This is a genomic window from Streptococcus sp. SCPM-O-B-15304 (M98), assembly GCF_058200215.1.
Genome location: NZ_JBYQGQ010000002.1, coordinates 149120 through 175292, shown reverse-complemented (window position 1 = coordinate 175292; position 26173 = coordinate 149120). Strand labels below are relative to the sequence as shown.

The 26173-nt window shown below is 32.4% G+C and carries 27 protein-coding genes and 1 pseudogene; 3 read left to right on the top strand and 25 right to left on the bottom strand.

Translation table 11 applies throughout. From position 1 onward, the window contains the following. Nucleotides 1-41 precede the first annotated feature (41 nt). From AC3E7H_RS02030 to AC3E7H_RS01935, 20 genes are all read right to left on the bottom strand, one after another. Nucleotides 42-287: a DUF4160 domain-containing protein gene (locus tag AC3E7H_RS02030; RefSeq protein WP_001127469.1), complete on the bottom strand. Its 246-nt coding sequence runs from the start codon at nucleotides 285-287 to the stop codon at nucleotides 42-44. Beyond that, entirely contained in the window at nucleotides 280-531 is a 252-nt protein-coding gene (locus AC3E7H_RS02025) for a hypothetical protein (protein ID WP_000588738.1), read from the bottom strand. The genes AC3E7H_RS02030 and AC3E7H_RS02025 overlap by 8 nt, the downstream gene beginning before the upstream one ends. 49 nt (nucleotides 532-580) lie before the next feature. Next, nucleotides 581-898 carry a hypothetical protein gene (locus tag AC3E7H_RS02020; protein WP_490676009.1) on the bottom strand — a complete coding sequence of 106 codons (318 nt, stop codon included), beginning with the start codon at nucleotides 896-898 and terminating at the stop codon, nucleotides 581-583. Between the two features lie 61 nt (nucleotides 899-959). Beyond that, entirely contained in the window at nucleotides 960-1832 is an 873-nt protein-coding gene (locus AC3E7H_RS02015) for an LPXTG cell wall anchor domain-containing protein (protein WP_490676008.1), read from the bottom strand. A gap of 15 nt (nucleotides 1833-1847) precedes the next feature. Further along, nucleotides 1848-2942, bottom strand: coding sequence for a phage tail tip lysozyme (locus tag AC3E7H_RS02010; protein WP_490676031.1), 1095 nt, complete (start codon nucleotides 2940-2942; stop codon nucleotides 1848-1850). Beyond that, nucleotides 2942-5008: a hypothetical protein gene (locus AC3E7H_RS02005; RefSeq protein ID WP_490676006.1), complete on the bottom strand. Its 2067-nt coding sequence runs from the start codon at nucleotides 5006-5008 to the stop codon at nucleotides 2942-2944. The genes AC3E7H_RS02010 and AC3E7H_RS02005 overlap by 1 nt, the downstream gene beginning before the upstream one ends. A gap of 9 nt (nucleotides 5009-5017) precedes the next feature. Continuing rightward, nucleotides 5018-7525: an ATP-binding protein gene (locus AC3E7H_RS02000; protein ID WP_490676005.1), complete on the bottom strand. Its 2508-nt coding sequence runs from the start codon at nucleotides 7523-7525 to the stop codon at nucleotides 5018-5020. After that, a complete protein-coding gene (locus tag AC3E7H_RS01995) occupies nucleotides 7509-7901 on the bottom strand; it encodes a TcpE family conjugal transfer membrane protein (RefSeq protein ID WP_049504189.1) in 393 nt (130 codons plus the stop codon). The genes AC3E7H_RS02000 and AC3E7H_RS01995 overlap by 17 nt, the downstream gene beginning before the upstream one ends. 9 nt (nucleotides 7902-7910) lie before the next feature. Next, nucleotides 7911-8129, bottom strand: coding sequence for a TcpD family membrane protein (locus tag AC3E7H_RS01990; RefSeq protein ID WP_490676004.1), 219 nt, complete (start codon nucleotides 8127-8129; stop codon nucleotides 7911-7913). A gap of 5 nt (nucleotides 8130-8134) precedes the next feature. After that, a complete protein-coding gene (locus AC3E7H_RS01985; protein WP_414267200.1) occupies nucleotides 8135-9055 on the bottom strand; it encodes a conjugal transfer protein in 921 nt (306 codons plus the stop codon). A gap of 8 nt (nucleotides 9056-9063) precedes the next feature. Then, nucleotides 9064-9537 carry a hypothetical protein gene (locus AC3E7H_RS01980; RefSeq protein ID WP_414267199.1) on the bottom strand — a complete coding sequence of 158 codons (474 nt, stop codon included), beginning with the start codon at nucleotides 9535-9537 and terminating at the stop codon, nucleotides 9064-9066. Further along, complete coding sequence (locus AC3E7H_RS01975) at nucleotides 9534-10001, bottom strand: antirestriction protein ArdA (protein ID WP_490676003.1); 468 nt, start codon at nucleotides 9999-10001, stop codon at nucleotides 9534-9536. Before AC3E7H_RS01975 ends, AC3E7H_RS01980 begins: the two co-directional genes overlap by 4 nt. Before the next feature lie 22 nt (nucleotides 10002-10023). Next, entirely contained in the window at nucleotides 10024-10392 is a 369-nt protein-coding gene (locus AC3E7H_RS01970; protein ID WP_373114286.1) for a hypothetical protein, read from the bottom strand. A gap of 59 nt (nucleotides 10393-10451) precedes the next feature. Then, nucleotides 10452-10724 (bottom strand): hypothetical protein, encoded by a 273-nt coding sequence (locus AC3E7H_RS01965; RefSeq protein ID WP_001152051.1) that lies wholly within the window; start codon nucleotides 10722-10724, stop codon nucleotides 10452-10454. A gap of 81 nt (nucleotides 10725-10805) precedes the next feature. Next, complete coding sequence (locus tag AC3E7H_RS01960; protein ID WP_490676002.1) at nucleotides 10806-11126, bottom strand: hypothetical protein; 321 nt, start codon at nucleotides 11124-11126, stop codon at nucleotides 10806-10808. Further along, entirely contained in the window at nucleotides 11123-12352 is a 1230-nt protein-coding gene (locus AC3E7H_RS01955; protein WP_414267195.1) for a replication initiation factor domain-containing protein, read from the bottom strand. Before AC3E7H_RS01955 ends, AC3E7H_RS01960 begins: the two co-directional genes overlap by 4 nt. Nucleotides 12353-12629: 277 nt before the next feature. Then, nucleotides 12630-14381: an FtsK/SpoIIIE domain-containing protein gene (locus AC3E7H_RS01950; RefSeq protein ID WP_490676001.1), complete on the bottom strand. Its 1752-nt coding sequence runs from the start codon at nucleotides 14379-14381 to the stop codon at nucleotides 12630-12632. 19 nt (nucleotides 14382-14400) lie between these two features. Then, entirely contained in the window at nucleotides 14401-14859 is a 459-nt protein-coding gene (locus AC3E7H_RS01945; RefSeq protein ID WP_490676000.1) for a hypothetical protein, read from the bottom strand. Continuing rightward, nucleotides 14859-15161 carry a hypothetical protein gene (locus tag AC3E7H_RS01940; protein WP_373114293.1) on the bottom strand — a complete coding sequence of 101 codons (303 nt, stop codon included), beginning with the start codon at nucleotides 15159-15161 and terminating at the stop codon, nucleotides 14859-14861. The genes AC3E7H_RS01945 and AC3E7H_RS01940 overlap by 1 nt, the downstream gene beginning before the upstream one ends. Before the next feature lie 87 nt (nucleotides 15162-15248). Beyond that, nucleotides 15249-18266 (bottom strand): SspB-related isopeptide-forming adhesin, encoded by a 3018-nt coding sequence (locus AC3E7H_RS01935; RefSeq protein WP_490675999.1) that lies wholly within the window; start codon nucleotides 18264-18266, stop codon nucleotides 15249-15251. A gap of 910 nt (nucleotides 18267-19176) precedes the next feature. On the opposite strand from AC3E7H_RS01935, the gene AC3E7H_RS01930 reads away from it, so the two are divergent. Both AC3E7H_RS01930 and AC3E7H_RS01925 read left to right on the top strand, forming a co-directional pair. After that, complete coding sequence (locus AC3E7H_RS01930; protein ID WP_490675998.1) at nucleotides 19177-19512, top strand: helix-turn-helix domain-containing protein; 336 nt, start codon at nucleotides 19177-19179, stop codon at nucleotides 19510-19512. Between the two features lie 2 nt (nucleotides 19513-19514). Beyond that, on the top strand, nucleotides 19515-19940 hold the full coding sequence (locus tag AC3E7H_RS01925) for an ImmA/IrrE family metallo-endopeptidase (RefSeq protein ID WP_049504169.1): 426 nt from the start codon (nucleotides 19515-19517) through the stop codon (nucleotides 19938-19940). A gap of 186 nt (nucleotides 19941-20126) precedes the next feature. Here AC3E7H_RS01925 and AC3E7H_RS01920 read toward each other — a convergent pair whose 3' ends face one another. From AC3E7H_RS01920 to AC3E7H_RS01900, 5 genes and pseudogenes are all read right to left on the bottom strand, one after another. Beyond that, nucleotides 20127-20411, bottom strand: a complete 285-nt coding sequence (locus AC3E7H_RS01920) for a hypothetical protein (protein WP_490675997.1) — start codon at nucleotides 20409-20411, stop codon at nucleotides 20127-20129. A gap of 104 nt (nucleotides 20412-20515) precedes the next feature. Next, entirely contained in the window at nucleotides 20516-21736 is a 1221-nt protein-coding gene (locus AC3E7H_RS01915; RefSeq protein WP_049504165.1) for a hypothetical protein, read from the bottom strand. Nucleotides 21737-21740: 4 nt separating this feature from the next. Then, nucleotides 21741-22070: pseudogene (locus tag AC3E7H_RS01910) on the bottom strand (type ISP restriction/modification enzyme); the annotation flags it as partial. Nucleotides 22071-22278: 208 nt separating this feature from the next. Further along, a complete protein-coding gene (locus AC3E7H_RS01905) occupies nucleotides 22279-23460 on the bottom strand; it encodes an N-acetylmuramoyl-L-alanine amidase family protein (RefSeq protein WP_490675996.1) in 1182 nt (393 codons plus the stop codon). A gap of 12 nt (nucleotides 23461-23472) precedes the next feature. Next, nucleotides 23473-24693, bottom strand: coding sequence for a caspase family protein (locus AC3E7H_RS01900; RefSeq protein ID WP_490675995.1), 1221 nt, complete (start codon nucleotides 24691-24693; stop codon nucleotides 23473-23475). A gap of 92 nt (nucleotides 24694-24785) precedes the next feature. Between AC3E7H_RS01900 and AC3E7H_RS01895 the strand changes: the two genes are divergently transcribed. Continuing rightward, nucleotides 24786-25640, top strand: a complete 855-nt coding sequence (locus tag AC3E7H_RS01895; protein WP_490675994.1) for a helix-turn-helix domain-containing protein — start codon at nucleotides 24786-24788, stop codon at nucleotides 25638-25640. The last annotated feature ends 533 nt before the right edge of the window (nucleotides 25641-26173 follow it).

The following is a 26173-nucleotide window of genomic DNA, read 5'->3' as shown; positions in this document are numbered from 1 at the left end:
CAACAAAAAAAACAAGCCATTTCTGGCTTGAATTTATTTTCTTAATACGCACTTTTTTGATATTCATCCCATAAAGCTTGAAGATCATCTGCATTTTCTAAAACATACTGCCTTACAATCTTCATATCTTTTGATTTCAATCTACCATCTCGAAGCTCTCCAGTCAAAAACATTGAACCTACTTCCTCACCATGGATATAGATATGAATATGTGCCTTCTGACCTTTATGATTATGCTCATTCGGACGAATCTCAATACCATACTTCAAAAAAGAATACTTAGGCATGTAACAACCCCACGTAGTCCTTCCACGTTTCAAGGTAGTTATCACGATTCAATTCAATTTGTTTTTGAGCAAACCGAATATCATAATCAGCCAAGTCCAAGTCCTCTAAGACTTCACCTGTAAGAATATTAAAAGTTCCAATCAATTCTTCATCATCATACATACGTAAAATAGGATTATTGGGATTTTTAAAAATATCTTCTTTTGTGACTTCTAGATTTGTAACACCAAACTCTTTAATCATGATTCATTCCCCTTTCACTTTCTTTTATTATATCACATTTTCAATTATTTTATAATTGTTCTAACAACTTCTCTATATTTGGAAAATAAGTATAAGCTACTCCTCTAGTAAAATCAAAAGAGTAGCCTTCCTCAATTGACACAGATACACTCGCATAATTTCTTCTTGGTAATTTTTTATTAGCATGACTCCCTTCATAATCATAAGTAACTTTAACAAACTTCGCATTTTTTATAACTTCAACTATCATAGTTTCAATACCATGATCAGTTACAGAGTCAGCAATAAACTCTATAGATTCTTGATTTTCACCTAACCTACTAGCTAATTTCACAGCATAGATTTTTAATAATTCTACTTGATCCATTTTAACTCCTTAAACCAACAAAAAACAAGGCAAGTTTTACCCTGCCTTGACTAATTTTGTGCTACTTAACTTTTCGTTTTCCAAAAAATGTCGCAACTAAACCAACAAATCCCCAAATAGTTGCAAAAATTGTGCTCGCTGTTCCAGTATTTGGAAGAACTTTTAGTTCCCCTTCCTTATCTTTCAAAGCGATTGTACCATCTTTCTGTTTGACTGCTCCCACTTCATAAGGCTCTTTTTCTACATAATTGCCTTCACTTTCTTCTACAACTACTTTGCCTTTATTAGTGCCTACAATCTTATATCCTGTATTTGTTTCGATAGGTTTTTCCTTAATTTCTTCTTTAGTCACATTCAAGGGCTTAGGTTCTTCTTTTTCTTTTACTCCAACATTATCCTCTGCCCTTTGTTTTTGTTCCTTCACTTCTGGAGTATCTTCTTTATTTGGTTTCGTATTTTCTTCTCCCTCTTTTGATTTATCCGAAGTTGAATCAGATGATTTTTGATCTCCTTGTTTATCATCACCCACATTTTCAACAGGCTTTTCTTCTTTAGATTTATTGGTAGAAGGACTTGCTGGCTCCACAACTACTCCTGTATGATCGTGTTCCTGATTCTTATTAGTATCTTTTCCAAGTTCTTCAGATGGTTTATCTTCTTTTGGTTGTTCTGTTGGCATTATCGGCTCTACAACTACTCCTGTACTATCCTTGTCCTCTTTTTTATCCACACTTCCACCCAAATCTAGATTTTCATTTACTGTTGGCGCTGTAGACTCCTTAGGAGCTTCTGCAGGTTTTTCTGAAACTACTAAACCTGAATTATCATTTGGAGTTGAACTATTTCCACCCAAATTAATTTCGTCTGCTAAAATTCCATTTGCGACTGAACTCAATACAGCCACTGACAACAATGTTACAAATTTTTTATTCATATTTTTCCTCTTTTCTTATTTACCAATTACATATAAAAAGTTTTTTGCTTGATCAGCAGTAAAGACACGATAATCTGTAATCCCTGTTCCTTGCATTGGTTGAATGACATTACATTCAGAAATCAATATTGAGCCATCATCTTTAATATCTTCGACAAAGGCAACATGACCATAAGTTGCATGACTACCTGCTTGTCCTCCTTGAAACGAAACAGCAGAATGTTTAGTCGGTGTATTTGTCACCTCATATCCATCCTTGTGTGCCCAATCCTGACCATTTCCCATATACGGATCAAAGTTTATTCCAAATTCTTTTGCACGATTGAAAACATACCAAGTACATTGACCATAAGGATAAGATTGAGTGATATAGCCAGCTTGATTTATTTCCTTATCAATCGAAAATCCACTAGGTAATTCAGTAGAAACCTGACCAAATGGAACATCTACGCTACCTGCTATTGCACTGCTACTTGATGAGCCATCTGATTCAATCGTACCTTTAAAGACTTCATACCACTTCTGACTGTCCTTTTCCAGCTTCTCTAGTTTTGTTTGACCGTCTGATAACAATACACCTTCATAATGTTCAGACCAATACTTGGCACTTTCAAAAGGATCAGTTGCCCTTTGCATATAATCTTTGACTTTTTTATAGCCATGATTTAATTCATAGCTCATTAGTTCTAGCTCTACTGTACTATCCAAAGTACGAGAACTTGCATTTCTCCATCTATCACCATTGATAGTATTATCCCAACCTGACCATTGGAAATATCCAGCAACTCCACCTGAAGGATTCGTTAGTTTAGGATCAAATCCACTTTCTCTTTCAGCATTTGCAAGAGATCCACTAGACCCCTCTAAAGTAAATTTCTCTTTAGATAGTTGCCAGTTAAAAATCTTAATGACATCTTCTGCACGTTCCACCGAGATATTCGCTTTTTGGGCTACTTCTTGTGCTGTTAAACGTGTTCTCTTTCCAGTCGTACTATCAGATGAACTACCTGAAGCCACACCTACAAATCCAATCATCAGAATCAAGATTAGAAATAAGGGTAGAATTGTCGCAATTATAGAACCAAAAATCTTTGCGTATTTTTTAGCTATCACTTCCTCCCCCTCTTTCTTTTGATATTTATATTCGAAAGCTCTACTTTTTTATCACTTTCCTTCTTCTTTAAACTACGAATCTTACCTCCTTTCATTTTTTTACTTTTCGGAGAATCCGTCTTTGTTTTTTTAGGTGAAACCTTGTTCAGAGGATTCACTTGATTCATTCTCTTATCTGCTTTTGCTTGAAATTCTGCTTTCTTTCTGGCCAAACGTTTTTCTCTCAAACGTTTCACCTCATTACGAGAACTATTTTTTATTTTCTCATGGTAATCTGCCTTTGTTCCAAAAGATTTTCTTTTGGAATTTAAGTCTATAAACTTATTCGATTCTTGATTTCTAAACGCATTTGTACGGACTTCATAAAGGAAAGACATCGCTCTATTTCCTTTTTCTTTCAGGGCATTAACCGTACCTGTTGTTCTATGTTTGACAGTCGCATAACCATCTCTAACTCTACTATAAGTTTCATTTTCGTTAGTATCAGATACCTGTTCTTTAGCCAATCCTTGTTTTTTATCCAGGTTATTAGTTGGCGAGCTTAAATTTTTAAGACGAGCTTGTAGACTTTCTTTCCCCATCTTCAAACCACCTTTTGCAAACTGACCACTAACTACTAATCCGTCTTTACCTGTCCTATACAATTTCTCTCGAATCTTTTTAGTTCCTTTATTCAGATTAAGTCCATTCATTCGACTAACAGGCAAACGCCCAATTCGTGAGAACATAGATAAAATCATTGCTCTATTCTTAATCATTAAAACTAACAATATCGCTTTAACAAAAATAACAACCAATACATTCTCACCAACTGCATAGCCAATAAAATCTGTCAAAGAATTATAGAAGAATACAAACAATGTTGTAGCTAATAATGTTACAGATGATAAAATCAACATAGATATAGCTTTTTTATTAAATCCATGAATCAAATGTTCCATCTTTGGAAATAGACTGATCAATAAAATAAATGGCAGTATCAAAATTAAAAAGATATAAACCATTAAAAAGAAAAATCTTGATAAACCTAAAACAAGATAAACACTACCAACTACAATTACATCAACCAGTGACGCAAAAGCATAGCTAAACTTTGCACCCCACTCATTTTTCAACATCTTATTTTCAGGATCTTTGTCTTTTGCAATATCCTTGATTTTTTTCTCACCGATAAGATGATCTCCATCACCCTGCTTATATCCAGCTAAATCTTCAAATTCCTTATCAGATAATTGAAATGAGCCATCTTCCTTTATTGGAGAGTTCATATACTTATAAGCCTTGATGATAGTATCATTAAAATAAGCATCAATCTCATTGGAACTTTCTGAAGTCAGAGTTTTTGTTATCTCACCATTAAGCGTAATTGTTGTTGTTCTGAATCCATCATATAAGTGAGTCAATAAATATTTATTTTGACCGTCCACATTGAATCTTATAAAATATAAACCAATTAGAGTATAGATCAGTACCATTTTAATAAATGACTTCATCACACTACCCTTACCAGTCGCAAACAAATACAATAGATAAACTGCCATACTAGCACCAACAACATAAATAACTTCTTTACTGAATAGAGAAGAAAATACTTTACTAGAATTGTCTATCGTATTATTCAATAAAGAAGTTATATCACTCATTCCATCAACTGCACCATAAATACCAGCAATAATCCAAAAGATAAATTTTGATACCCAAAATACAGCTTGCACAATCGAATTGAAGAAATAATTCATATTTGAATCAAATCCAAAAAATTTCTTATCAAAATAAACCTTACTAGTCAAATCAGACATTTTGGACTTATAATTTTCAAAAGTCAATTTGCTTGATTCTTCTTCTTTTTTCTTTAAGGCTTCTTGTGTTTCTTTTGCCTTTTTGGCATTATCCAGTATTTTTTTTGCATTTTCAGCAGGATCGGTTAATTTGGGAGTATTTGTATTTTTATCAAACTCAATAATATTAAAATTATTATTCGGTAAAATTGGCTCAGTAGCACTAGCTACAAAAGGAAAGAAAAATATAGACAAAATAAATCCTAATAAAATATTCCTTCTCATTTTTCCCCCTTACTGTACTGATACTAAACTAGATTCAACTGTTTCAAATAATGGTAAAAACTCAGGGAAAATTGTACCATCTACTGTAATACGTTCTTTTCGTCCGAAAGTATCGTAATAGATACATTGACCCATTGTTTGATTTTCTAACCACGCTCTTGATAATTCGTCATTTTCAACTCGTAAATGTTCCAGTATTGCTTCTGTTTCTGTATGTTCAGGGAAAGCAAAGACTGTACCAAATCCAGTTGTATCATCACTTGTTTTCAAGTCTTTTACAGATTGAGTCACCAATACCAAGAAATTGTTAAAGGAACGTCCTGTACGTTTGATACGGTTAACTACTTGTCGTCCAGCAGGAGTTGACATAATCTGCCATGCTTCATCAAGGAATAACATTGTTTCCTTATCTTTCTCACGTTCACCAAAAATCGCACAGAAATAAGTTAAAGCATACATAACGGTCAAACTTCTCAACTGAGTTTCAGTCATTTCATCTTTATTTGTACCTTTAGGCATATCAAGACCTGTAATTTCAACAATAATCACTTTATCATCTGTTTTCAAAACTTCTTGACTACCATCAGAGAAGCACAAAGATAGCAGTGAATTCTTTGAAATTCTCTTCAAGAAATAGCCAGCAGTAGCAACTTCTTCTTTTGCATTATTTTCTAATTCTGCAAATACCTGCAACATACCAACCTTTTCACCAGCATTTCTACGCTCAAATACCTTATCAATCGCATCTAACAGATAGGGTTGAATCTTGATATAAGAATCTTTATCCAATACAGAAGCTACAAGTACTGTTGCTAATTCTGTCAACTCTCCTTCATCTTCTAAAAATGAGAATGGATCAAGAACCCCTCTATTTTCCTCTTTTCGCATATCCAAAGTGATAAAACGAATAGAGTGTATAAATTTTTGAAGTGGTTTATAGGTACCAGCTTTTTCTAACTTAGCTAAAACTGACAAAAACTGTTTCTTCATTTCAGCTTTGGGATCGACATATAATACTCTAGCCTTAAATAGAGCATGAAAAACAAATAATAACTTTGTCAGGAAAGATTTTCCATTCCCAGTCGCACCAGTAATAGCTGTATGAGGATTGCTTGTTTCCTTTCCATAAATACCAATTTTATTCGCTTGTAGCAAGTTCGTAAACACAATATTGGTACTTGAATCCAAAGCACGTTTAAAATCTCCAAACCATGAAGCAATTTCTTTATCAATTCGAGCAATAGGAAAGCCAATATCTGTACCTACTTTTTTCTTTGTAAAGAAAAGATTCTCACATAATCCACGCAGACTTGAATATTGTAAATAACTTTCTCTTTTATTATCAATCAACTCTGTCAAACGACACTTATAGAATAAATAAACTTGATCTGCAACAGCCTTGACAATTTCAACTTCCATATCTTTCAATCTTGAAGCTAATACATCATACTTCACATTCAATTCTTCAATACTGTCACCAGTAATCTGTAACAAGTGAAGATACGTTACCATCAATTCCTTATTATCATGCTTCTCTTGAAAATCTTCTAACAACTCATGACTTTCCAAAACTTCAATCTTTTGAACATCATCATTTTCAGCAGTTTCATTTACTGTATTCCCAAGATTTTTACGTTTATTTCTTGCTTTTGTGCTCAAAGAATAGATGCCACTTCTTGTTGAAAAACGAACTTTCAACACACTATTGACAGGAAAACCAATATTCTTAATTTCCTCTAGTAAATGTAGATAAGAAACGTTTTTGGGATAAGCATATACAGGAATCGTTGCAACATAACTTTCTTCTTCACCATTGATTAGCTTCAAAGCATTTCCAGCACCAACTTCAATAATTGTTTCGTCCACATTCTCAATCGAATTTTCAAGCGCAACAATTTCACTTTCCTTATCATAGTATTGACCATTCAAAAAATGAATTCGATTCAATAGCTCTAAATCAGTTTTTTCAACTTCCTTAATAGTTAAAGCATGTAACTTTGTTTGAATCAATTCTTTCTGTTTATCCCAATCCTTCCACCATTCAACTTTCGCTAATTCTTCAAAGCCAATCATTTTCATAACCGTTTTTCGGAAAGTCATAATCGTCTGCTTAATCGTCACCTTAAAATCAGACGACACATTGACCGACTTTAAAGGTACAACTAAATAATCTCTTGATTCTGTTAAATATGTAACTTCTTCCTCTAGCCTTTCTTCTAGTTTTGAAATCACATAATTTCCTAATGGACTTGTACCAACATCTTGCTCAATATCCTGAGATAGTAAAGCTATCTTCTTTGCTAAATCTAAATCAAAGTTAATAGTATGAATCGCAAGATCATTGTATTCAGCAATACTCGACAAATTATTGAATACCAGGTCTTTGCTGTCCTCTTTCTCACCATCTTCAATCGTATTGATGACTTGTGGCTCTACTTCAAATACAGCCAGCACACTTCCATCTTTTAAGAGAATCAAGCTATCATCTATCGCCCAAATGTTATTCGTTAATTCCACGATAAATTCTTCTCACTTTCTCATATTTTTTTCCTTTACATAGATACATTGTTGTCCGTTCTCTATCATACTCAACCCAAAACTTGAAATAGTCCACTAGAAATCGAAACAATGTTTTTCCATCAATCTTATTCTCAGATAATATGTTTCCACACCACCAACCAGCAAACAATGAAGTTACAAAACGAAAACCCCAATCCAATAGGGGTACATACCCTAGTAAGAACCATACTAAAACAAAACTTACTAGAGTATAGACTATAGTCGACATTTTTATCGCAAATGGTAAACTAAAATCCTCATTTATCTTATGTACCCAAATAGGTTGTTTAAAAGCAGTAGTATAAACATAGAGTTTTTTATCTTCCCTCCTCATAACATTTTCCTACTTGAATAATTCAAGGGCTTTAGACCAAATAGGCTTCGTAGCATTTAATACTGTCTCAGGATTTTCAAAAAAGAAAAGAATGAATCCTGCAATCAAAACAATCACAACAAGTTTTCCTAACTGCTGCTCCTTCCATGCTTTAAGAGCCTTCATACCAGCAAAAAATGCGACTGCTGGAACACCAAGTTTTGATACTAAAAATTGAAACAATGCCATTTATTCTATTCTCCTTTTTCTTCCTTTTTATTAAAATCAGATGGAATTGTGTGTTCCATCTTTTCTACAAAATAACTATCTTTATCTTGTCGTAACTCAAAACTAAAATTTTCGCTATGAGTTGTCCCAGCAACATCAAGAGTGATTTGAGCATAAGCAAGTATTTTCCCATCTTTTTCCTTGAAATAGGTATAATCCAAACTCTTGAATGTTGCTCCACCAATAGACTTAATTCCACTAGAAATCAAATCTAAGTTTGCTTGACTAGTCGTATAATTTTTAAAGAACAATTCCATGAAAGATACCAACTTTTTACGTTTTCCTTCTTCCATTTCATCATTCGCAACTAGAGATACATGATTCTCTTTTTCTACCCCATCAGCTTTAAAATCACTTACAGGAGAAAACCAAGACAATCCAGATACATAATACTTACCATTTTTTTCACCGTAAGGAATCGAAAATTCAATCCCTACTCGCTGGCTTTTATCTCCATTTTTTGTATCATAGATCACACGGTAAACAGCAATTCCATCTTTAGCACTTAACATTCGAGCACTAACAAGATTCATTTCCTGTTTTGTCTGACCTTGATTTTTTACATCAGGAACACTTCCATAATAGTCATTCAGTTTGGAGATATTTTCATCAGATGATCCAGCTTGTGAATCATAAGTAAAATATCTACTCACATAGCCATCTAAAAACTGTTCCAAAGTTCGATCTGTTTCTTTTCTTGCTTCGAAAACAGGAGATTCAGAAAGTCTTGCTTTCATTTTTGCAGTAGTCGATAAAGAAACAAACATAGAAAAAGCTCCGAATAAGACAAAAAAAGATAAGCCAGCTAAAAAAATCAAATTCGATTTTTTCTGGCTTATTTTTTTAATCTTTAATTGTTTGTCTTTTCGTGGCTTCTTTAAAAACATATTCCTCATTAAAAAGAAACCTTTCTATAAAATCCATTAGGAGTATTCAAAACTTCTCCTTGGTTAATAAATCCTTGAAATACTGTCACCCAATTCTCACACTTAAAAAAATAATCAATAACTGATTTATAATCTAACTCTTTCGTCAATTCAAAAATTGTATCAACTTCATCTTTAGAACAAAATCTATAATAAGTCGTTGCAATTTTTGTCACAGGAATATAACGCTGTAATTGAAATTTGACAATGTATTCATCACCATCATATAATTCCAACACTGCTTTCTTCAGCAAGTAAACCTCATCTAAAGACATAATCTTATCTACTTCCCAATCAGAAATCCCACAAATAAAAAAATTATCTTTTTCAATACCTCTATCTTTCATTCTTTCTAGGATTTGATCTCGACTGTACTTCATAATATCCAATTCACAAAGAAATTCAAAATTACCTTCGTTCAGAACCCTTATATTCGCTATCATCTTGATACAAAGTAACCTTTATCAACAAAGCTACCACCTTCTTCTAAACGAACATCACGACCAAATTTTTCATAGTCTAAATAAAGAAGCAACTTTTCCTTAGATAGTTCTACACCAAGTTCCTCAACAAGATATTCACCTAAATCTCTATCAGTTGCAACTTCAGGATATAAATAACAATCATCAAAATCATAACTATCTAAGTATGATGGATCAGAAGATTCTGTTTCAATAACCGATAAAACAATATCTTCATCTACATCTTCAATATTTTCAGCAATACTATTCGCTAAATCTAAAGTTAAATCTTCACAATTCAAAGTAGGCAAACCTTCAATCGAATCAATTGTAACCTCAATTTCTTGACCTTCATATCCAAAGCGTTCAGCTACTTCTTCACTAGAGCATGGAAGCAAAACTCGTCTTGCGATTCCTTTATAAATAACTAAAGCCATTAAATCCATTTTTATTTCCCTCCTTTACTTTCTACTGCAACAAAAACCAACTATCGTCCTCATGACCTAAATAGGTATATGATTCACTCAAACGATTGATGATTTCTTCTTTATGTTCTTCTACATAAGCAAATAATCGCTCTTCATTGACTAACTGCTCATATTCTTCATGGTTTATAATTTTGGCAAAATCAATCAATGCTTCCTTCGTATCAACTTCTGTAAATGAATTGATTGCTACATTATCAGGATTACAACCTTCAAATTCTTTAAACTCCACACCATCAAAACATTCATCTAACTTAGCAATAACTTTCTCAGGTAAATCCAATAAGGTTTTCCCATGCACATAGTTTTTACATACATCAGAAAAATTATCGTAAACTACTTTAACACTCATTTAACTCTCCTTCCAAAAAATAAAAAGGAAGCCATAATTGACCTCCTTCACAATTTTCATTAAATTGAAGCTGAACGCTCAAAACTACAACCAATCGCAAATGCTCTATTTGTAACTTTATTAAGTTCCTTATTCATCGCATAATAACTAGACAGGTCTTTCTTGATACATTCAATAACTTGATACGGTAGTTGCAATTCTTCTTCATTTTTAAGAAGTGCACTCAATTCACCAGCCATAGTCCATGCTTGCTTAAATTCTTGATCCTTTAGTTTTTTTGCAAGTTCATTCGACAAATCAATAATTTGTTTATCTTTTCCAGCTAAAGCCATTTTTTATACCTCTTTCTTTTCATTTTTATCTTTTACATTTTCTAATTAGACAGGCTGGAGAACGTTTCTTAACTTTCATATTCACATCCACCCCTCTAAATGAAATCGTTCAATCAATTTTAAACACTCCATTTCTATTTCTTCTTTACTCCTTCTTAACAATCCAAACCAAAGTAACTTTCTCTTAACATCTACTTGTCCTGCTAAATATGATTCATAATCTGTAATCAATCGTTTCAATTTAACCCAATCACTTCGCTTCTTTGTCAGCTTATAGGTTTGAGATTGAAACTCAATATAGGCTTGATAATCTCTTGCTACCTTACTATCTGTCAAACCATCATAAAAATTTCTTGCAGGAATCAAATATACAATTTTTTCAATGTCTTTATATTCAATCATTCTGTCCTCCCTAACTGATTTTGAAGAAACTCTAATTCTTTTCGCTGTCTAGGTGTTAGTTCTCCTGAATCCATTATCTTTTTCATATTCTCTTGCATGAACATTCGATCAATCTCAGACACAAATAATAATGAATTAGAAACCCTTTCTACCAACCATCTAATCGTCCTTTCCACTGAATAAGGTTCAGGGCTAACTGTTAGTCTGACTGCTTCATGATTTCCGAAAAGTTGTTGCCACTTGCTATCATACTTTCTAAAACCATGTTCATCAGTACCATCATAGATTTGTATCGCTCCTTGAAAAATTGACCTCGTTAATTCTGCAATTTCAGTACCAGCTAAGACTTCTGAAACAAATGCCCTAGCTTTTCCTTGCGAAAAACGAACTTCATAACGATTCCATATCCTAAACAGTCTGACACTAGCTGATACGCTAATTCCTTCTTTCTTTGCTATCTCGTATCTCTTTTCATAAAAGTTAAAATACATTTCAGATTGACGACTACCAAGATAGATTGATAAGCCTTGCCTATTTTCTGATTCAAATGGATTTTCAAAATCAAATCCTCCGCCACCGACAAATGAAAAGCTCTTCAAATAAGGTGATACAATCTCTTGTTGATAGTATCTAGTCACTAGTGTTGACAAATCAAAATTCTCCTTCGTATCCTCCATTGCCATTTCATCAACTGCAATATCTATTCGAGTTACACTAAAATCACCTCCATAACACTTCTGAAACCTTTTTATAAAGTCAGTCCACGTTAGGTTACTATTTTCAAGATACATTTCTAATTGACGACAGCCTTGACCACTTAATTGAACCGTAATCCTATTTTTATCCTCTCCATTTTCACTAAAGCAGGAATTAAAGCCGAAAAACCAAATATCACCATAACGATACAACAGTTCATATTTCATAAATGAAGTTGTTTCAGGTCGAAGCATAACATCCAATCCAAAAAATTCTTTTGCCACAAAGTATACATCTGTTTCATTGTGAAGCGTAAATCTGAAATAGTCAATCATGTATCTTGTTAGATTAGTGTCACCGTTTTTTAAACTGAACTGATTTTTTATTTCTATGAAATCTTCCTTTTTCAATGTTCTATACCCATTTTCATAGGCTTTTAGGGTAGAAACAGGGATACCAGTCTTTAATGACAACTCTTTTCTTGTCATATTTAGTTCTATTCTAAATTTTTTTAAGTTTTTTCCTTCCATTTCTCCTTCAAAACTCCATTTTTTACCAAAAGGGACACAAAAAATCACTAAAGGGACACACCTTTATCCCTTATCGCCGTAAGCGTAAAGTGCATTTTGTAACTTTTGTTACCCACCTATTAGAATAGGTGGGTTAATTAGTATAGTCCAGCCCTCTAGTGAGCGCTAGTGAGCGCAGGCGCTCGTTGCTTCGCTTCCTCGCTTCTGCTACTAGCTACTAGAGAGCTGGACTACACCAACTACATATAAACAAAGAAAAGGGGGATCTCCCCTCTTCTCATAGTTCGTATTCATCAAATGGAAAATCTTCCAAAATATCAGACCATTTTTGAGTTCTTGTCTTTTTCAACTCAAACAAATCTCTAACCAAAAGAACCTGAGCCTGATTCATCACAATTATTCCATCTTCCCTCATAATCGTAATTTTTCCTAGTTCTTCTAGCTTCTTCAGTAAATTTTGAACAGAGGAGAAACTAACTCCAATATCCATAGATACATCACTTGCTTTAGCAAGATCCTTTTCATCTTTCTTTATTTCTTTCTTACTAGCCATCAACTCTTGCACCATTTCAGAATTAGCTTTTTTAACTTGCCCTTTTCGCAATTCTTCTTTAGCTTGCATTTCTTCCTGTAATACTTGTTTTTCTTCTTCAGACAATCCAGCACTAGGATTCTCTAAAGGATTGAAAGGATTTTCTCGTCTATCTATCTTTTCATATTCATCATAAAATGATAATTTTCTTTCAAGTAACGGTGAATAAAATTCCCTCGCTACTTCTCCATAAACACAAGCATAACCACGACCATAAACACGCTTACCAGCAAGATATTTCACATACTTAAATTCCTTGTTCCTATTGACTTCCCCAAAGGCTAGGTCATAACCTACCTCGTCCAATCGACCAACAGAAATACGGAAGTTAATATTCGCTTGCAGTTTAGATCCTAAGTCTTCTCTCGAAGGTTTCTGCATCGCTATTACTCCAAAACAACCAGCTTGTCTTCCTAAAAGTAAGAATTGCCCCATAGCATTGTCTAAACGCTGTCTTGTTTGAAAATCAAGCATAGCACACAAGGCATTATATTCATCACAAACTAAGAAATAAGGCTCTAAGCCATACTCATAGAACTTCTTCAAATCCTTATCACCATGTTCTGCACGTTCCTTGCGCATATAAGAATAACGTGCAAACATAATTTCTACTGCTCTTTCTATCATAGAAACTATATCTTCTGCTTCATAAGAGATACGACCTTCAAAAGCTCTTTGTTCTGCCATAGTCACAAAGTCAGCTTGTTTTGGATCACCTATATCCACTACACCAACTTTAGCCATTGCACGAATCAATGTTCTCAATAATACTGTTTTACCACCACCAGTACCACCAACAACCAATAAATGAGGATCATCAACAGGATTCCAATAAAGATTCTTCATCAATTGAATCCCCTTATCCGAATAGTTAACATCAGTCACCTTGATCCGATTCAAAAAAGCAGAATAGGCAAGTTTATAAGTCTTAAACTTAATATCGTCCTGAACTTCCATAAAGTCCATGAAAAAGGTTGTTTCAAGTTCACTAGCAATCTTTTTAAATTTTTCCTGAAACTTATTTCCAGCCATTTTAAAGGCTACATCTAAATCATAACGATTCTGTTTCAAGTAAACAACAGGAAACACAACTTTATCAATCGTACCTGAATCTCTTTTCACCTTTTTTGTATAAGAATATCCATTTTCTTTCAAAAAGAAAGCCAGTTTAGATAGTCTTTCCAACTTTTGAAATAGGAATATTCTTTCTTGCGAAAACCATGTTAAATAGATACTTAAAACAACAAATACAATCAATAGGATCACAGATATGACAATAGATGATATGTCCAAATTCTTGATTTTTTCAAAATTTTGATACACATAGAATCCAAGTACAGGACTGAATATCAAAAAGAAAAAAGAAAAGATAAAGTATCTAAGATTTACCATATAAGGCTTAATCTTAATTCCCCTATATGCAGGAAATAAACCCATATCTTTTCTCCTTTAGCAATTATCCTTTATGTTCTTGTTTCTGTTCTTGCTTTTGATCCTGTTTAGGTTTGACAGCAGCTTTTTTTAGCTTATCAACTACAAATACGAATCGGTGCTTATTAGGCTCAACTTGATTTCGGTCAGCCTTACGCATACCATGATATGCGACCAACAACGTATCAAAGTCAATAATTTCTTGATATCCAAGATTTAAAGCATCAATTTCTTCTTCTGATTGTTCAGTTACTTTCAAGAACACAGTGTCTTCTTGTCCTTCTGAATATACTAGAACTTCAACACCATCATAGTCACCTTCTCCTGTTTCAAGATCAATATTTACGAACTGTGCCCCTTCATTTTTAATAAATTTACAATTCCCTAAAACTTCCTTAGGATTTAACAACAAGTCATTCAAAATACGATATTTTTTTGAAAAAATTTCCACACGATTTCCAAGTTCTAGTCCGTTTTTAGCCATTATTTATTACCTCCTACACGTTTAAGTCCTTTAGCCAATACATTTGTTGAAGCAGAGAAATTCGGTCCTTCAACATAATCTTCTAGGAAAATTGGATCAATAGGTTCAACTTCCTCATTTACTTGATATGTAGCCATATCTTTTGGAGTGATAATTGAGAACATACCGTGCTTCCCATTCATCACAATATGTCGTGTCCCCTCAAAAGGTTTACCTTCAATAATAGTTGGTGCTTTTTCAGAGCGTACATAGTTAGCCTTCCCAATCGCTTCAGGATTGAATTTAAAGTTTTCAATTTTCATTTCTTATTTTCCTTTTCTATTTACATTTTTAAACAAAATAAAAGGACGATAACCCTGTTCTATTATCGCCCAACAACACAATCTTCACTAATCTTTTTTACGTTTAAGACCAGCCAAACCAAGGACAGATAAAATACTAGTACCTATCAATCCAAGAGAACTTGCATCAGTACCTGTATTTGGCAACTCTTTCAATTCTACAGATTGTTCTTGTTTAACTGATTCAACTGACTGGGATGGTTCAACTGGGTTAGATGGCTCAGTCGGTTTAACTGGCTTAGGTAGTTTAGGTAATTCAGGAGAATTAGGAACTTCAGGAGTATGAGTCACTACTTTAGCTTCCATCTCTTGACCGTTGACAATATTGACAAATGTATTTTCAACTTTCCCACTTGCGATACGTTCAACTTCGATATAGAAATCAGCATCAAACGTACCTTGTACTCCTAGAGAGTTTAGGAACTCTTTGTCAATAGTGTAAGCCCACTTACTGTCTTTTTCATTCCATGTTACTTTAACAATCTTCTTGATAAAGTCAGAGTTTGTATTTTGATCAAATTCAAATTTAAAAGCATAAGCAGAACCTTTCACAATCTGATCTCCTGCCTTAACCACTTTACCGTCAGCCAAGACGACATCATAAGGAAGAACTAAGTCTTTTTCAGCAAGGTATTCTGAACCACGAATGATTCCTGACCAATTGCCAGTATAACGATCATGTCTAACATCTAACTTATCAATGCCATCATACTGATAAAGAGTATCATGTTTTGCTGGAACAGTTACACCGTCCAAAAGATAGCGTAAATATTCCCCAATTTGAATTTCTTGACCGTCCCGAACTTTAGAATTATCTTTGTGATCCAAAGCATGTTTTTCAGGTTTCAAGTTAGGAACTTGAACCGTTACCAAGTTAGAAACATAGCCATTTCCAAAGTCAATTTGGTTGAAATCGTTCTTCACAGTTTGACCTTTTTCTACCAACAAATGAGCAGGAAGATCAATCGTGATATTCTTAGCCTGTCTTACATAATTCTTATAGAATGAAGCCGAGTCTTTCGCTACAAACATATAGAACTCACCTTTTGGATTCAAGCCTGCCTCTTTCAAAATGTTTTGAATTTCCTGTGTACGTTCTTTTTCGGAAAGAACATGATACATATTAAAAAGATCCTTAACATCTTTACCAGTAGAATCCTTCATTGTGATTTTGTTATCATCTACCATGTAAGCACCATCTTGTACATCATCTACCATTGCCCAAGTCTTACCATGAGTTTTAGAATCAGCAGTAAATGTTGAATATGGTTTGTAATCCGTTGTCAAACTGAATTTCACATTTTTATCAAATGTATTTGCTCCATCAATATTGTTTCCAAAGTTATCAGTAATAGCCTTTACAGGTTTTGGAGTGGAAGGAGTTACACGTAAACGTCTATATTTAATTTTTACAGTTGGGGCATCAGGTTTATTTGGTAAATCTTTTGGTTTTCTCAAAACAAGCTTTATTTCTTTAGTATCTTTTTTCTTCAACTCAGGTTTAACTGGTGGTTTAGAAAGAATAGTCACAGGTACTGTTGAACTTGCCTTACCAAAGATACCAACAGCCCACCCATCTTGATAAAAAATATCTTCATCTTTCAGATTACTTCCTGCCGAACCAAGCTGTCTTTTAACTTCTGCTCGTTTTGATTCAATTTCTTCTTCACCATGAACACCTACTCCATTGTGATAAGCAAAATTCAACTTAGAACCATATCCAACAGAAAGAAGCGAACCTAGAGGAATATCTGATTCATCCCCTACGTTAGCATATCCAAGATCACCTGCTTTTACTCCCAATTCAGGGACATCATGAGTCCATGGGGTTTTATATTCGCCTTTATAATATTCCTTATTATCACGGTTTACTTTCTTAACTTCTGAACCATTTGGATTTAAAACAATTCCTTCTGAACCATCTTGATAGGTAAAGCGTAATTCTTGTCCATAATCAATATCATTAAAAGTAGCAGCGATAGCCATCCCAACTTCTTTTCCTGACTTTTCATCAAAAAAGTCAATTTTGGTGTCAAATTGAACTAGATTCCCAAACAAGAAATTGATTGAACCACTACCATTGTCTTTTCTAATAAAGATCTTTGTAGCACTTAATGGCTTGCCATCCTTAACCCACTCAGCTTCCACACTATTGAAAGTAAATCGAGCAGATATTTTCTGACCTTCTTTACTTTCAGCAACATTATGGAGCGTGAATGAATCACCTACTTTTGGATTCACAATTTCAGCAAAAACAGCATCATTTTTTGAGAGCAAGTCTGTACGACTTCCACTAATAGTCGTATCTGAATGTAGTCCAATATAATCTTTAACAGCAGTTAAACCTTCTACTCCTTCAAATGAAACAGTTAGGCTTCTGTAATAGCCCACACTGCCACGTTTGCTTTCATCATAATTGCCATAAACTTTAATATGAGTATTTTCAGCCTTCAATCCTTTCTTAGTAAGTTCTTCTTTTTGATTGTTGTAAGCAGCCAGTTCCTTATTGTAGTTTTCTAGCTTCTTGTCATACTGCTCTTTTAGTTCCGTATTTTCCTTGTCAACATTCTTATTATAATCTTCTTGAGCTTTCAGGCTTTCTTTGTAGTCATCTTTTTTCTTTGCATTATCACGTTCGATACTCTCGTTTTCAGCTAAAACTGCTCGACGTTCAGCTTCGTTATTTGTTTTAGCTTTCTTATATTCATCCGTTTTCTGTTTGACTTCTGATTCATGTTTTGCATAGTCAGCTTCAATTTCTTTCTGCTTACTTACGACTGTTTCGCTTGTTGCAACTCCTTCATCCTGAACATCATCAATTTCAACATTTACCCCAGCTTCTTTAGCTTCACTCATAGCTTTGTCAAGCAATTCATGAGAAATTACAACTTCAAATTCTGCTTTCTTTTCTACAGCTACAGGGGTATTCACATTTACCTCATCAGCAGTTACAGTTGAAGAGAAAGCCATTCCCAACATTGCAAGTGCAAGGATAACTCCACAAGCACCACCAGATTTCATCTTACGAATAGAACCGTAAGCCTTAAATTCTTGATTTTTCAACATTTATTATTAATTCTCCTTTTATTGATATTTTTATTTTTTAATCTCGTCACTTTCAAGAAGGGGAACGAGATCGCTTAGTTACTACAATCATTTTTCTCCTTTTCTACAAATAAAAAAGCCAGTTCCCCAACTGACTTTAAAAATAATAATTCATTTTTGTATGCTATAGTTTGAAATATCTATTCATTGATTGTTCAAAACTATAGAATCTTGCACATAAATTTTGAATAACTCTTTATCACCTCATTTCCTGTTGTTAATTCACATAAAAGAATATAAGTATATTCTCTTGTGAAAACTAACAATAAAGCTTATTGTTAATTTTCTAATCAGTAAAGACTTTTCTCTAATGTCTTTACTGATTCCTGATTATTTATATGCTCATATCTTCGCATATTTTCAGCTTCTAAGCCTACTATCTTCGCCAAAGTCACGAATTTAAGAATAACTCAATATCCCCTCTTTCTTACCTAAAGGCATTAGCAAAAGTTAATTACTCAACTCTCACATACCGACCATACGACATATAGACTTCACTATCTCTCTCTAGCTACCTTCTACGAAGTATCATTGACTATCCCCAGCCGTCAGTTCCCTTTACTTATCTACTAAGGCGAAAGGACGAAATACCCAACGTGATCTTAATAAAAGCTTAGTAGATATTAAAACTAGAACTACTAACAGACTTGACTTTTAACCATAAATCACTTATAATAAAGTTGCAACATCAATTATTCGTGTTTGGTCAGTGTAAATCATTGCCTGACACGTTTTTTTATTAAATTTTCAAAGGTCAATCATCACAGAAAAAATGTAATCATTTGATTACATCGACTATTATATAATCAAATGATTACTTTGTCAAGACTTTTATAAAATTATTTTATTATTTCTTATTACGGTACTTATTATGGAATTTAAAGATAGATTAAAAGCAGTTCGACTGAACAATAAACTCACTCAAAAAGAGGTCGCAAACTACTTCCAAACTTCACCTCAAAGTTATGCCCAGTGGGAGAAAGGGCTAAGAAAACCATCAGCAGAAAATCTTCAAAAACTTGCAGATTTTTTCAACGTTTCAACTGACTACCTTTTAGGGAAAACTGATTTTCCTGAACCTGATTCGGATATTGATTTAGATACTGCTATTGATAATTCAGTCGCTTTCGATGGTACGCCTATCACAGATGACGACCGAGAAATCATCAAAAATTATCTGAAAGATTACTTCGCAAATAAAAAATAAGTATGAATCTAAATAAAGTTATAAAAGAGATTGAGCAATTAAACTGCCAAGTTGTCATTCTTGACAACTTATCCTGTAAGGGGAGATATGTACTTGCAAATAACAAACACTTTATTTTCCTTAGTTCCGATACAACAGATATTGAAAAAATAAATATACTTCTTCACGAAAAACACCATCTCATTAATGATGATTGTAACAACTCTTTATCTCAGATCGAGACTTTTAAAAATCATATTGAGTCTGATACTGAAAAAAGAAGAATCCTTGATTTTATGAGTCTAGTAAATAGTGAATACCCAATTGATGAAAGTTTTAATTATCAAAACTATATTTCAAATGCAGAAATTCCAGCAAAATATGAAAATTATGTTAAAGAAATAGCTAGACAATTTTACAATGATAACAAAAAAAATAACATTATCTGATGATAGTGTTATTTTTTGACTCTATAAAATTTGTAGAAATTTAATCCATCACATACTTTTCAAACACATATAAAAACGTCGTTGAATTTATTTGAAATTACAAAAGAAAGAATCACTGATTCTCTCTCGTTCTTAGCAATATATATACATTATAGTCTACTACGAATAATATTTTTTCTCACTTTATTATTCTAAAATTACAGTTGCAGATAGTTCATTATTGCAATAAATATCTAATTCATTTTCAGAATTACCACTAAACACACTACCATCTTTTTTTCTAAAGATAAACTTAACGAAATAAACTTCTAAATTGCCTTCATACTCTACATCAACTTCAAAATTAGAACCTGCTTCTATGTCTTCTATCTGAGCAGAATAATCATTTAGAAAATCTCTTGCAAAATAATTTAATTTAGGTTTTAAAAATTGTGGTACAGAATTGTAATAAATTACTTTTTTTAACTCCATTTGAGTTCTCCTTGATACAATAAACTTGCTTATTTAGATATTTTACTCAATTTTTTATTGGTTCTAAATTCAACCATATAATAATTTATCTCTTAAGTACTTAATTAGCTAAATAATTTTTTTACAATATAATGAGCTAATCTAAAGAGGAAATAAATAAAAAGGAGGATATAAAATAGATAATTTCCAATAATAAATATACCAACGATAATTACTAAAATAAACAAAAGAATAAATACTCCTATAAAAGCTATGCGTTTTAAAACTTTGAACACTTTACTTCCCAATGTAGGATTAGCCGTGAATTTAAGAAGCACTTTTTCGAAAAAAGTAATTTTATTATACTCAATTTCAGCACCTAAAAATAAGATTTCAAATATTGTTATTAACTTTTTTATTTTCTCCGTGGATATACTTATACCATTTGGAGTTTTAACGTCAATTAGACATGGAGTAGAATTTTTTGACCGTCTCTTAAAAACAAATGTATACTTCTGATTATTAAAAATAATTCCAGGAATTTCAATTCTATTTGTATTATTTTCTATATTATACACAAGTTTTTTCCCTATACTCGTAAAATTTTTAGGAAAAGTGATTTTAAACATCTCTTCTATCTTTATGATTCCAATATTTAATAAACAGATATTCTCATCAGTGAAAACGAAATCATTAGAGTTTAAATCTCCTATATTTTTGTTGTTTTTAGAGTAAGTTATCACATCTTCTATTATATGCTTCCCTTGCTTTTTTAAACTATATTTTTTTATAAAATGTCTATTATCAAGGAATAGAATAATAAAAAAGAATAAAATAGAAAATAAAATCAAAATAACCGATGCTAAAAAAAGAAATATTTGATTTAGTTTTTCCGGCTCACTTAAAATCTGACTTGGTTGTTTTAATAAATTATTAAAATTTTCTTTGCTAAAATATTCATGAATATTTTTAAAATTAGAAAGGAGTTTATCTAATTCTTGACCACCAAAAAAAGCAATAACGACTGCTATAGAATTCTTTAGATAAGATGTTTTATTTTCTGTTTTAATGTATTCTGCTAGAGTTTCTATATAAATTCCTTCTTGGTCAAATTCATATAATAGATTTCTATAAATTATTTTTAATTTTGGGTAGTATTCTAGGTCTTGAAACTTAAAAAAATATCCAGAATAATACTTGTTCATAATTTTTTCTATACTTCTAAAATTAGGATTTTTTAATTTTTCTCTATTTCTATTCCTTACATAGAAGAATAAAATTATTGTTACCATTATAGAGTTCATCAATAAAATGATTATATTTAAAGTATTATTAATGCTATCCATAATTTTACTCCTCCACTTCAAATTTAAGTAAACTATTGATTAAATTAACCGTTTGGATAGATACATTGATGATTCTCAATAGCAAATTAAAAATGTACTTTTCATCATCACTATAATCATTTGTATCATCTGTAATTCCAGATTTTTTATCAATTTTAACTTGATATTGATCCATTATCCATTCAATAGTGGATCTCCCATTTACAACATATTCATACGCTTTTTCAGGAATATTTCTAATCGTGATATCGCTGTTAAATATGATTGTTGATAGATCTCTTATCGTTTTTCCTTTTTTATCCTGCTTTTGGATGAATCTCATCTTGGTTACTTTTTAAAATAAAAACTTGTATGTAATCATAGCAGAGAAAAAATTAGAATAACTGTTATTTCGTTACTATTATACCATACTTAAAAGGTGAATTTATAATAATCAAATAAAAAATATAGAATAAAATAGACCAGTCCTGATCTACTTTATTCTATATTCATTAACTAAAAAAGAAAATCTACCTTCTCAGTAGATTTTCTCTTTTTAAAATTTATTTCCAAGCGCCACTACCATCTACATAATAGCCATCTGGTGTGCGTGTATTGCGAAGCATATTACCAGATGATGCGAGATAGTACCACTTACCACTATCTTTTACCCAACCTGTTGCCATTGAACCTGAATTCTTTAGATAATACCAAGAGCCACTATCTTTTACCCATCCTGTCGCCATTGAACCTGAATTGTCTAGGTAATACCAAGTTCCACTATCTTTAAGCCAACCTGTTGCCATTGAACCTGAATTGTCTAGGTAATACCAAGAGCCTCCATTTTTAAGCCATCCTGTTGCCATTGAACCTGAGTTCTTTAGGTAATACCAAGAACCATTATCGTACAACCAATCAGCTGAAATCATAGCTCCTGATGACTTAAAGGCATACCAGCTACCACCTTGGTATAGCCATGTTTGATTAAACATAACCCCTTCATCATCCATAAAGTACCAGCTTCCCTGATCCTTGATCCAAGAATTTTGAACTAATTCACCTTGTTTTTGATAGTACCAGTTTTGGTTTGATTTTAGCCAGCTAGCAGTTTCAAAGATTGGAGAAAGTTCTACATATGATCCACTGCTATTATATTGTCGAGCAATTTTTCCTGGTTTAATTAAATTAAGAGTTCCTTCTTCACGCCAAGCAACAACAGATTTTCCTGATGTTACAGTTGGGAGAGTTGTAACATAAGACTCATTCACAGAATCCCATGAGCTTTCTAAAATTTGGTCACCATCTAAAACAAAGTAGCCACTCTTAGCAGTATCTGAATCAACATCGTCAACTACCTTAGTAGACCAAGTCTTCACTTCAGTACCACTCTTAGCCTCAACTACAATATCCCCACGATATCCATAAGGGATATAAAAGTGTAAAAAACGTCCCTTATCTTCAGTTTTAGATACCGTTCTTTCCTCAGCTAAAAAGTTAGTATTTTGCTTTACTCCATTTAAACTAACTGTCCATTCGATTTCGCTAGTACTAGGTAAATCTAACACTTTAATATTTACTTCATATCCATTATTAATCTTGCTGACTTTTCCATTCTCGTATCGAATACCACCTTTAAATGCCCAGTCTTCTTTAAGTTCAAATGCCTTTCCTGCTTGAGGTAGAGTCAATAAAACTAAACCTGCCAAAGACAAACTAAATAGTGTAATTTTTTTTGATACTTTCATTTTATTGCCTCCTTATTTCTTAAATAACACAAATTGACTGTTGTCTGGATAAACTTCAATATGCTGGTTAGAATTTTGTTTCAAAACTTGTTCACGAGAGTATGTATACAATTCATTTAATGTGATTCTGCGATTATAATTTTGGTCTGCTGCTAAAGATACTTGTGAATTCTGTAGAGGATTCCATCCTGAACCTAAAGACCAATATTTAGTCGCTAAACTTAATGATCCACCACTAGAGTATTCTGCACCTCTTGATGAGCATAATACTAAAAATTTAGAGTCAATCATCTCACCTGATTTTTCGTTACCATTCATATTAGAAAATCCTGATACAAACTCGTCCAAATCAAAATATTCCGTAGAGGCTGCTTCATTGGATTCACCTGTATTATCTTTAGAGATAATTGTTCCAGCATGACAACAATCCAGCATAACAACAAACTTACCATTGTATTGTTTCAAAATGGACGCCAATTCCCAACCAGAAAATGCTTGACCATCACTACCAATATAGATTCTTCCGTCTCTTCCTCCATGACAAGTAAAGTAAAGATAGTTCACATCACTTTCGCTAGAAGATTCAAAAAGTTCTTGCATTTTTGCAATAATCTCGGACTTAGTTCTATCTGGGAAACGAACAACTTCACTAAAGTTTTGGTTACTAAATACCTTTTCCATTGCATTAACATCTGCTATAGGTACTGCTGGAGTAGATGTTTCACCAAGAACTAAAGCCCGACGATTGATATTTTGATTTTCCCCACTATTAGCAAAGAAATAGGTATCATCTCCGATATTATGCCAACCAACTTGCATATCACCACTACTAGATAAATAATATTGTTTACCTTCGATATTCTGTAGTCCCGTTTGCATTACACCGCTACCATTTAAATAATACCAGCTACCAGAAACCCAACACCATCCAGTTTTCATAGCACCACTATCATCTAGATAATACCAGTTTCCAGATTCTTTAATCCAGCCTGTCTTCATCCAACCTTCACTATCAAAATAGTACCAGGTACCACCTATTTTTTCCCATCCATTTGTAGTATATGAACCATCAGAATGCTTATACCACCAACGGCTATCAGATTTTAGCCAAGTTCCACTTGACTGACTATAAGTCGTTTGAGAGGAGGATTCTTGAGCAGAAACTTGATTATCTGCTGGCAAGGAGGCTACTAAGCTTAGTAAAGCAACTGTTGACAATAAAATTTTTTTCATAATATTATTGTCCTTTCTTTTTTATTTTTGTATAATAATATCAAAAATGAAAAAAAGTGTTTTATTTTTTGCAAAAATGGAAGAGGATGAAAATGGAAAATTTTGGAGCAGTTTTAAAGGATATTCGTATTTCAAAAAACTTTCGTCTTAAAGATTTATCATGTAATGAAATTAGTGAATCAACTATTTCTCGTTTCGAAAATGGCATTACAAAATTATCTATTAATCATTTTTATATTCTGTTAAATCGTCTTGGAATATCATTTTCAGAATTTGAAGAATTAGTTCATTGTTATTATTCCAAAAAAGAATGTCTTTTTGAAGAATTAGAACATGCTGTAAATTCTTCAGATATATTTTTACTTCAAGAATTAGTGGATAAAATAGAGTTAAAACAAAAGCAAGAAAAAATTTTATGCAATTATCACATAAAATTGATTGCTGAACAACAGATTAATCGTCTTGCAAACCTTCCTTATAATTCATCTAAATGTAATGAATTAATAAAATATCTGCTTTCTGTAGATACTTGGATGGAGTATGAACTAAAACTTTTCTATAATTCAGTGTTTTTTATGAATACTAAAACCATTAGCTTACTATATAGAATAGTAATCAAGAAAACACGACATTTTTTAAAAACGGATACCGGAACACATAAAGTAATTCCTCTATATTTATTTAACCTAGAAATGTTATTAAAAAATAATTTGTTAGATAGCGCTCAATTTTTTATAGATGATTTAGAAAATTTACTTACTAGACAAGGATATTATTTTGAAAAGAATTATTTGCTCTTTCTAAGAGGTATTTATCTTATAAAAACTAATCAAATAGAGCTAGGTAAAAAAGAATGTTCTAAAGCTATGAGAATATTTAAGGAATATAATGATAGTGACACAATAAATAAATTAAACCAGAGATTTAAGCTCGATCTAACAATTTAATTGTTAAATGATATCGTTTAGAGATATAATTCCTAAAAAATAGACAAATAATTTATCTATAAGATTTGGTTCTGCATTACACTGAACTAAATCTTTTTATTTTTAATACATTTGTTATTATATAGGCTTTTGTTGATTTATTTCTTGTTTTAATTCAGTGGAATAGTAACGATTCTTCCCTTTTTTAACGCTCTCTGTTCAATAACTATCAATTCACCTTGTCACATACCATAGCCAGAAATATCCATACCAAATCTTTTTGAAAGCTGATTAAAGCTTTGTACTTTCTTTCTGAGTTCATAGAACTGAATCTTAACCTCATTTGTCATTTCCATAATAAAAATAAGGACATTCCAATAAAGGAAGTCCTTTTTAACACTACTATAAATCAAAGACATTTTCATGATCCATTTTATTCTATAATCATTGACCAAAATATAATTTTTGGTCAAAATTTGGTCAAAATTTGGTCAAAAAAACAAAAAATACTAATTTATTTTTAAAAATGAATTTGTGATGATTGCCTTTAAATA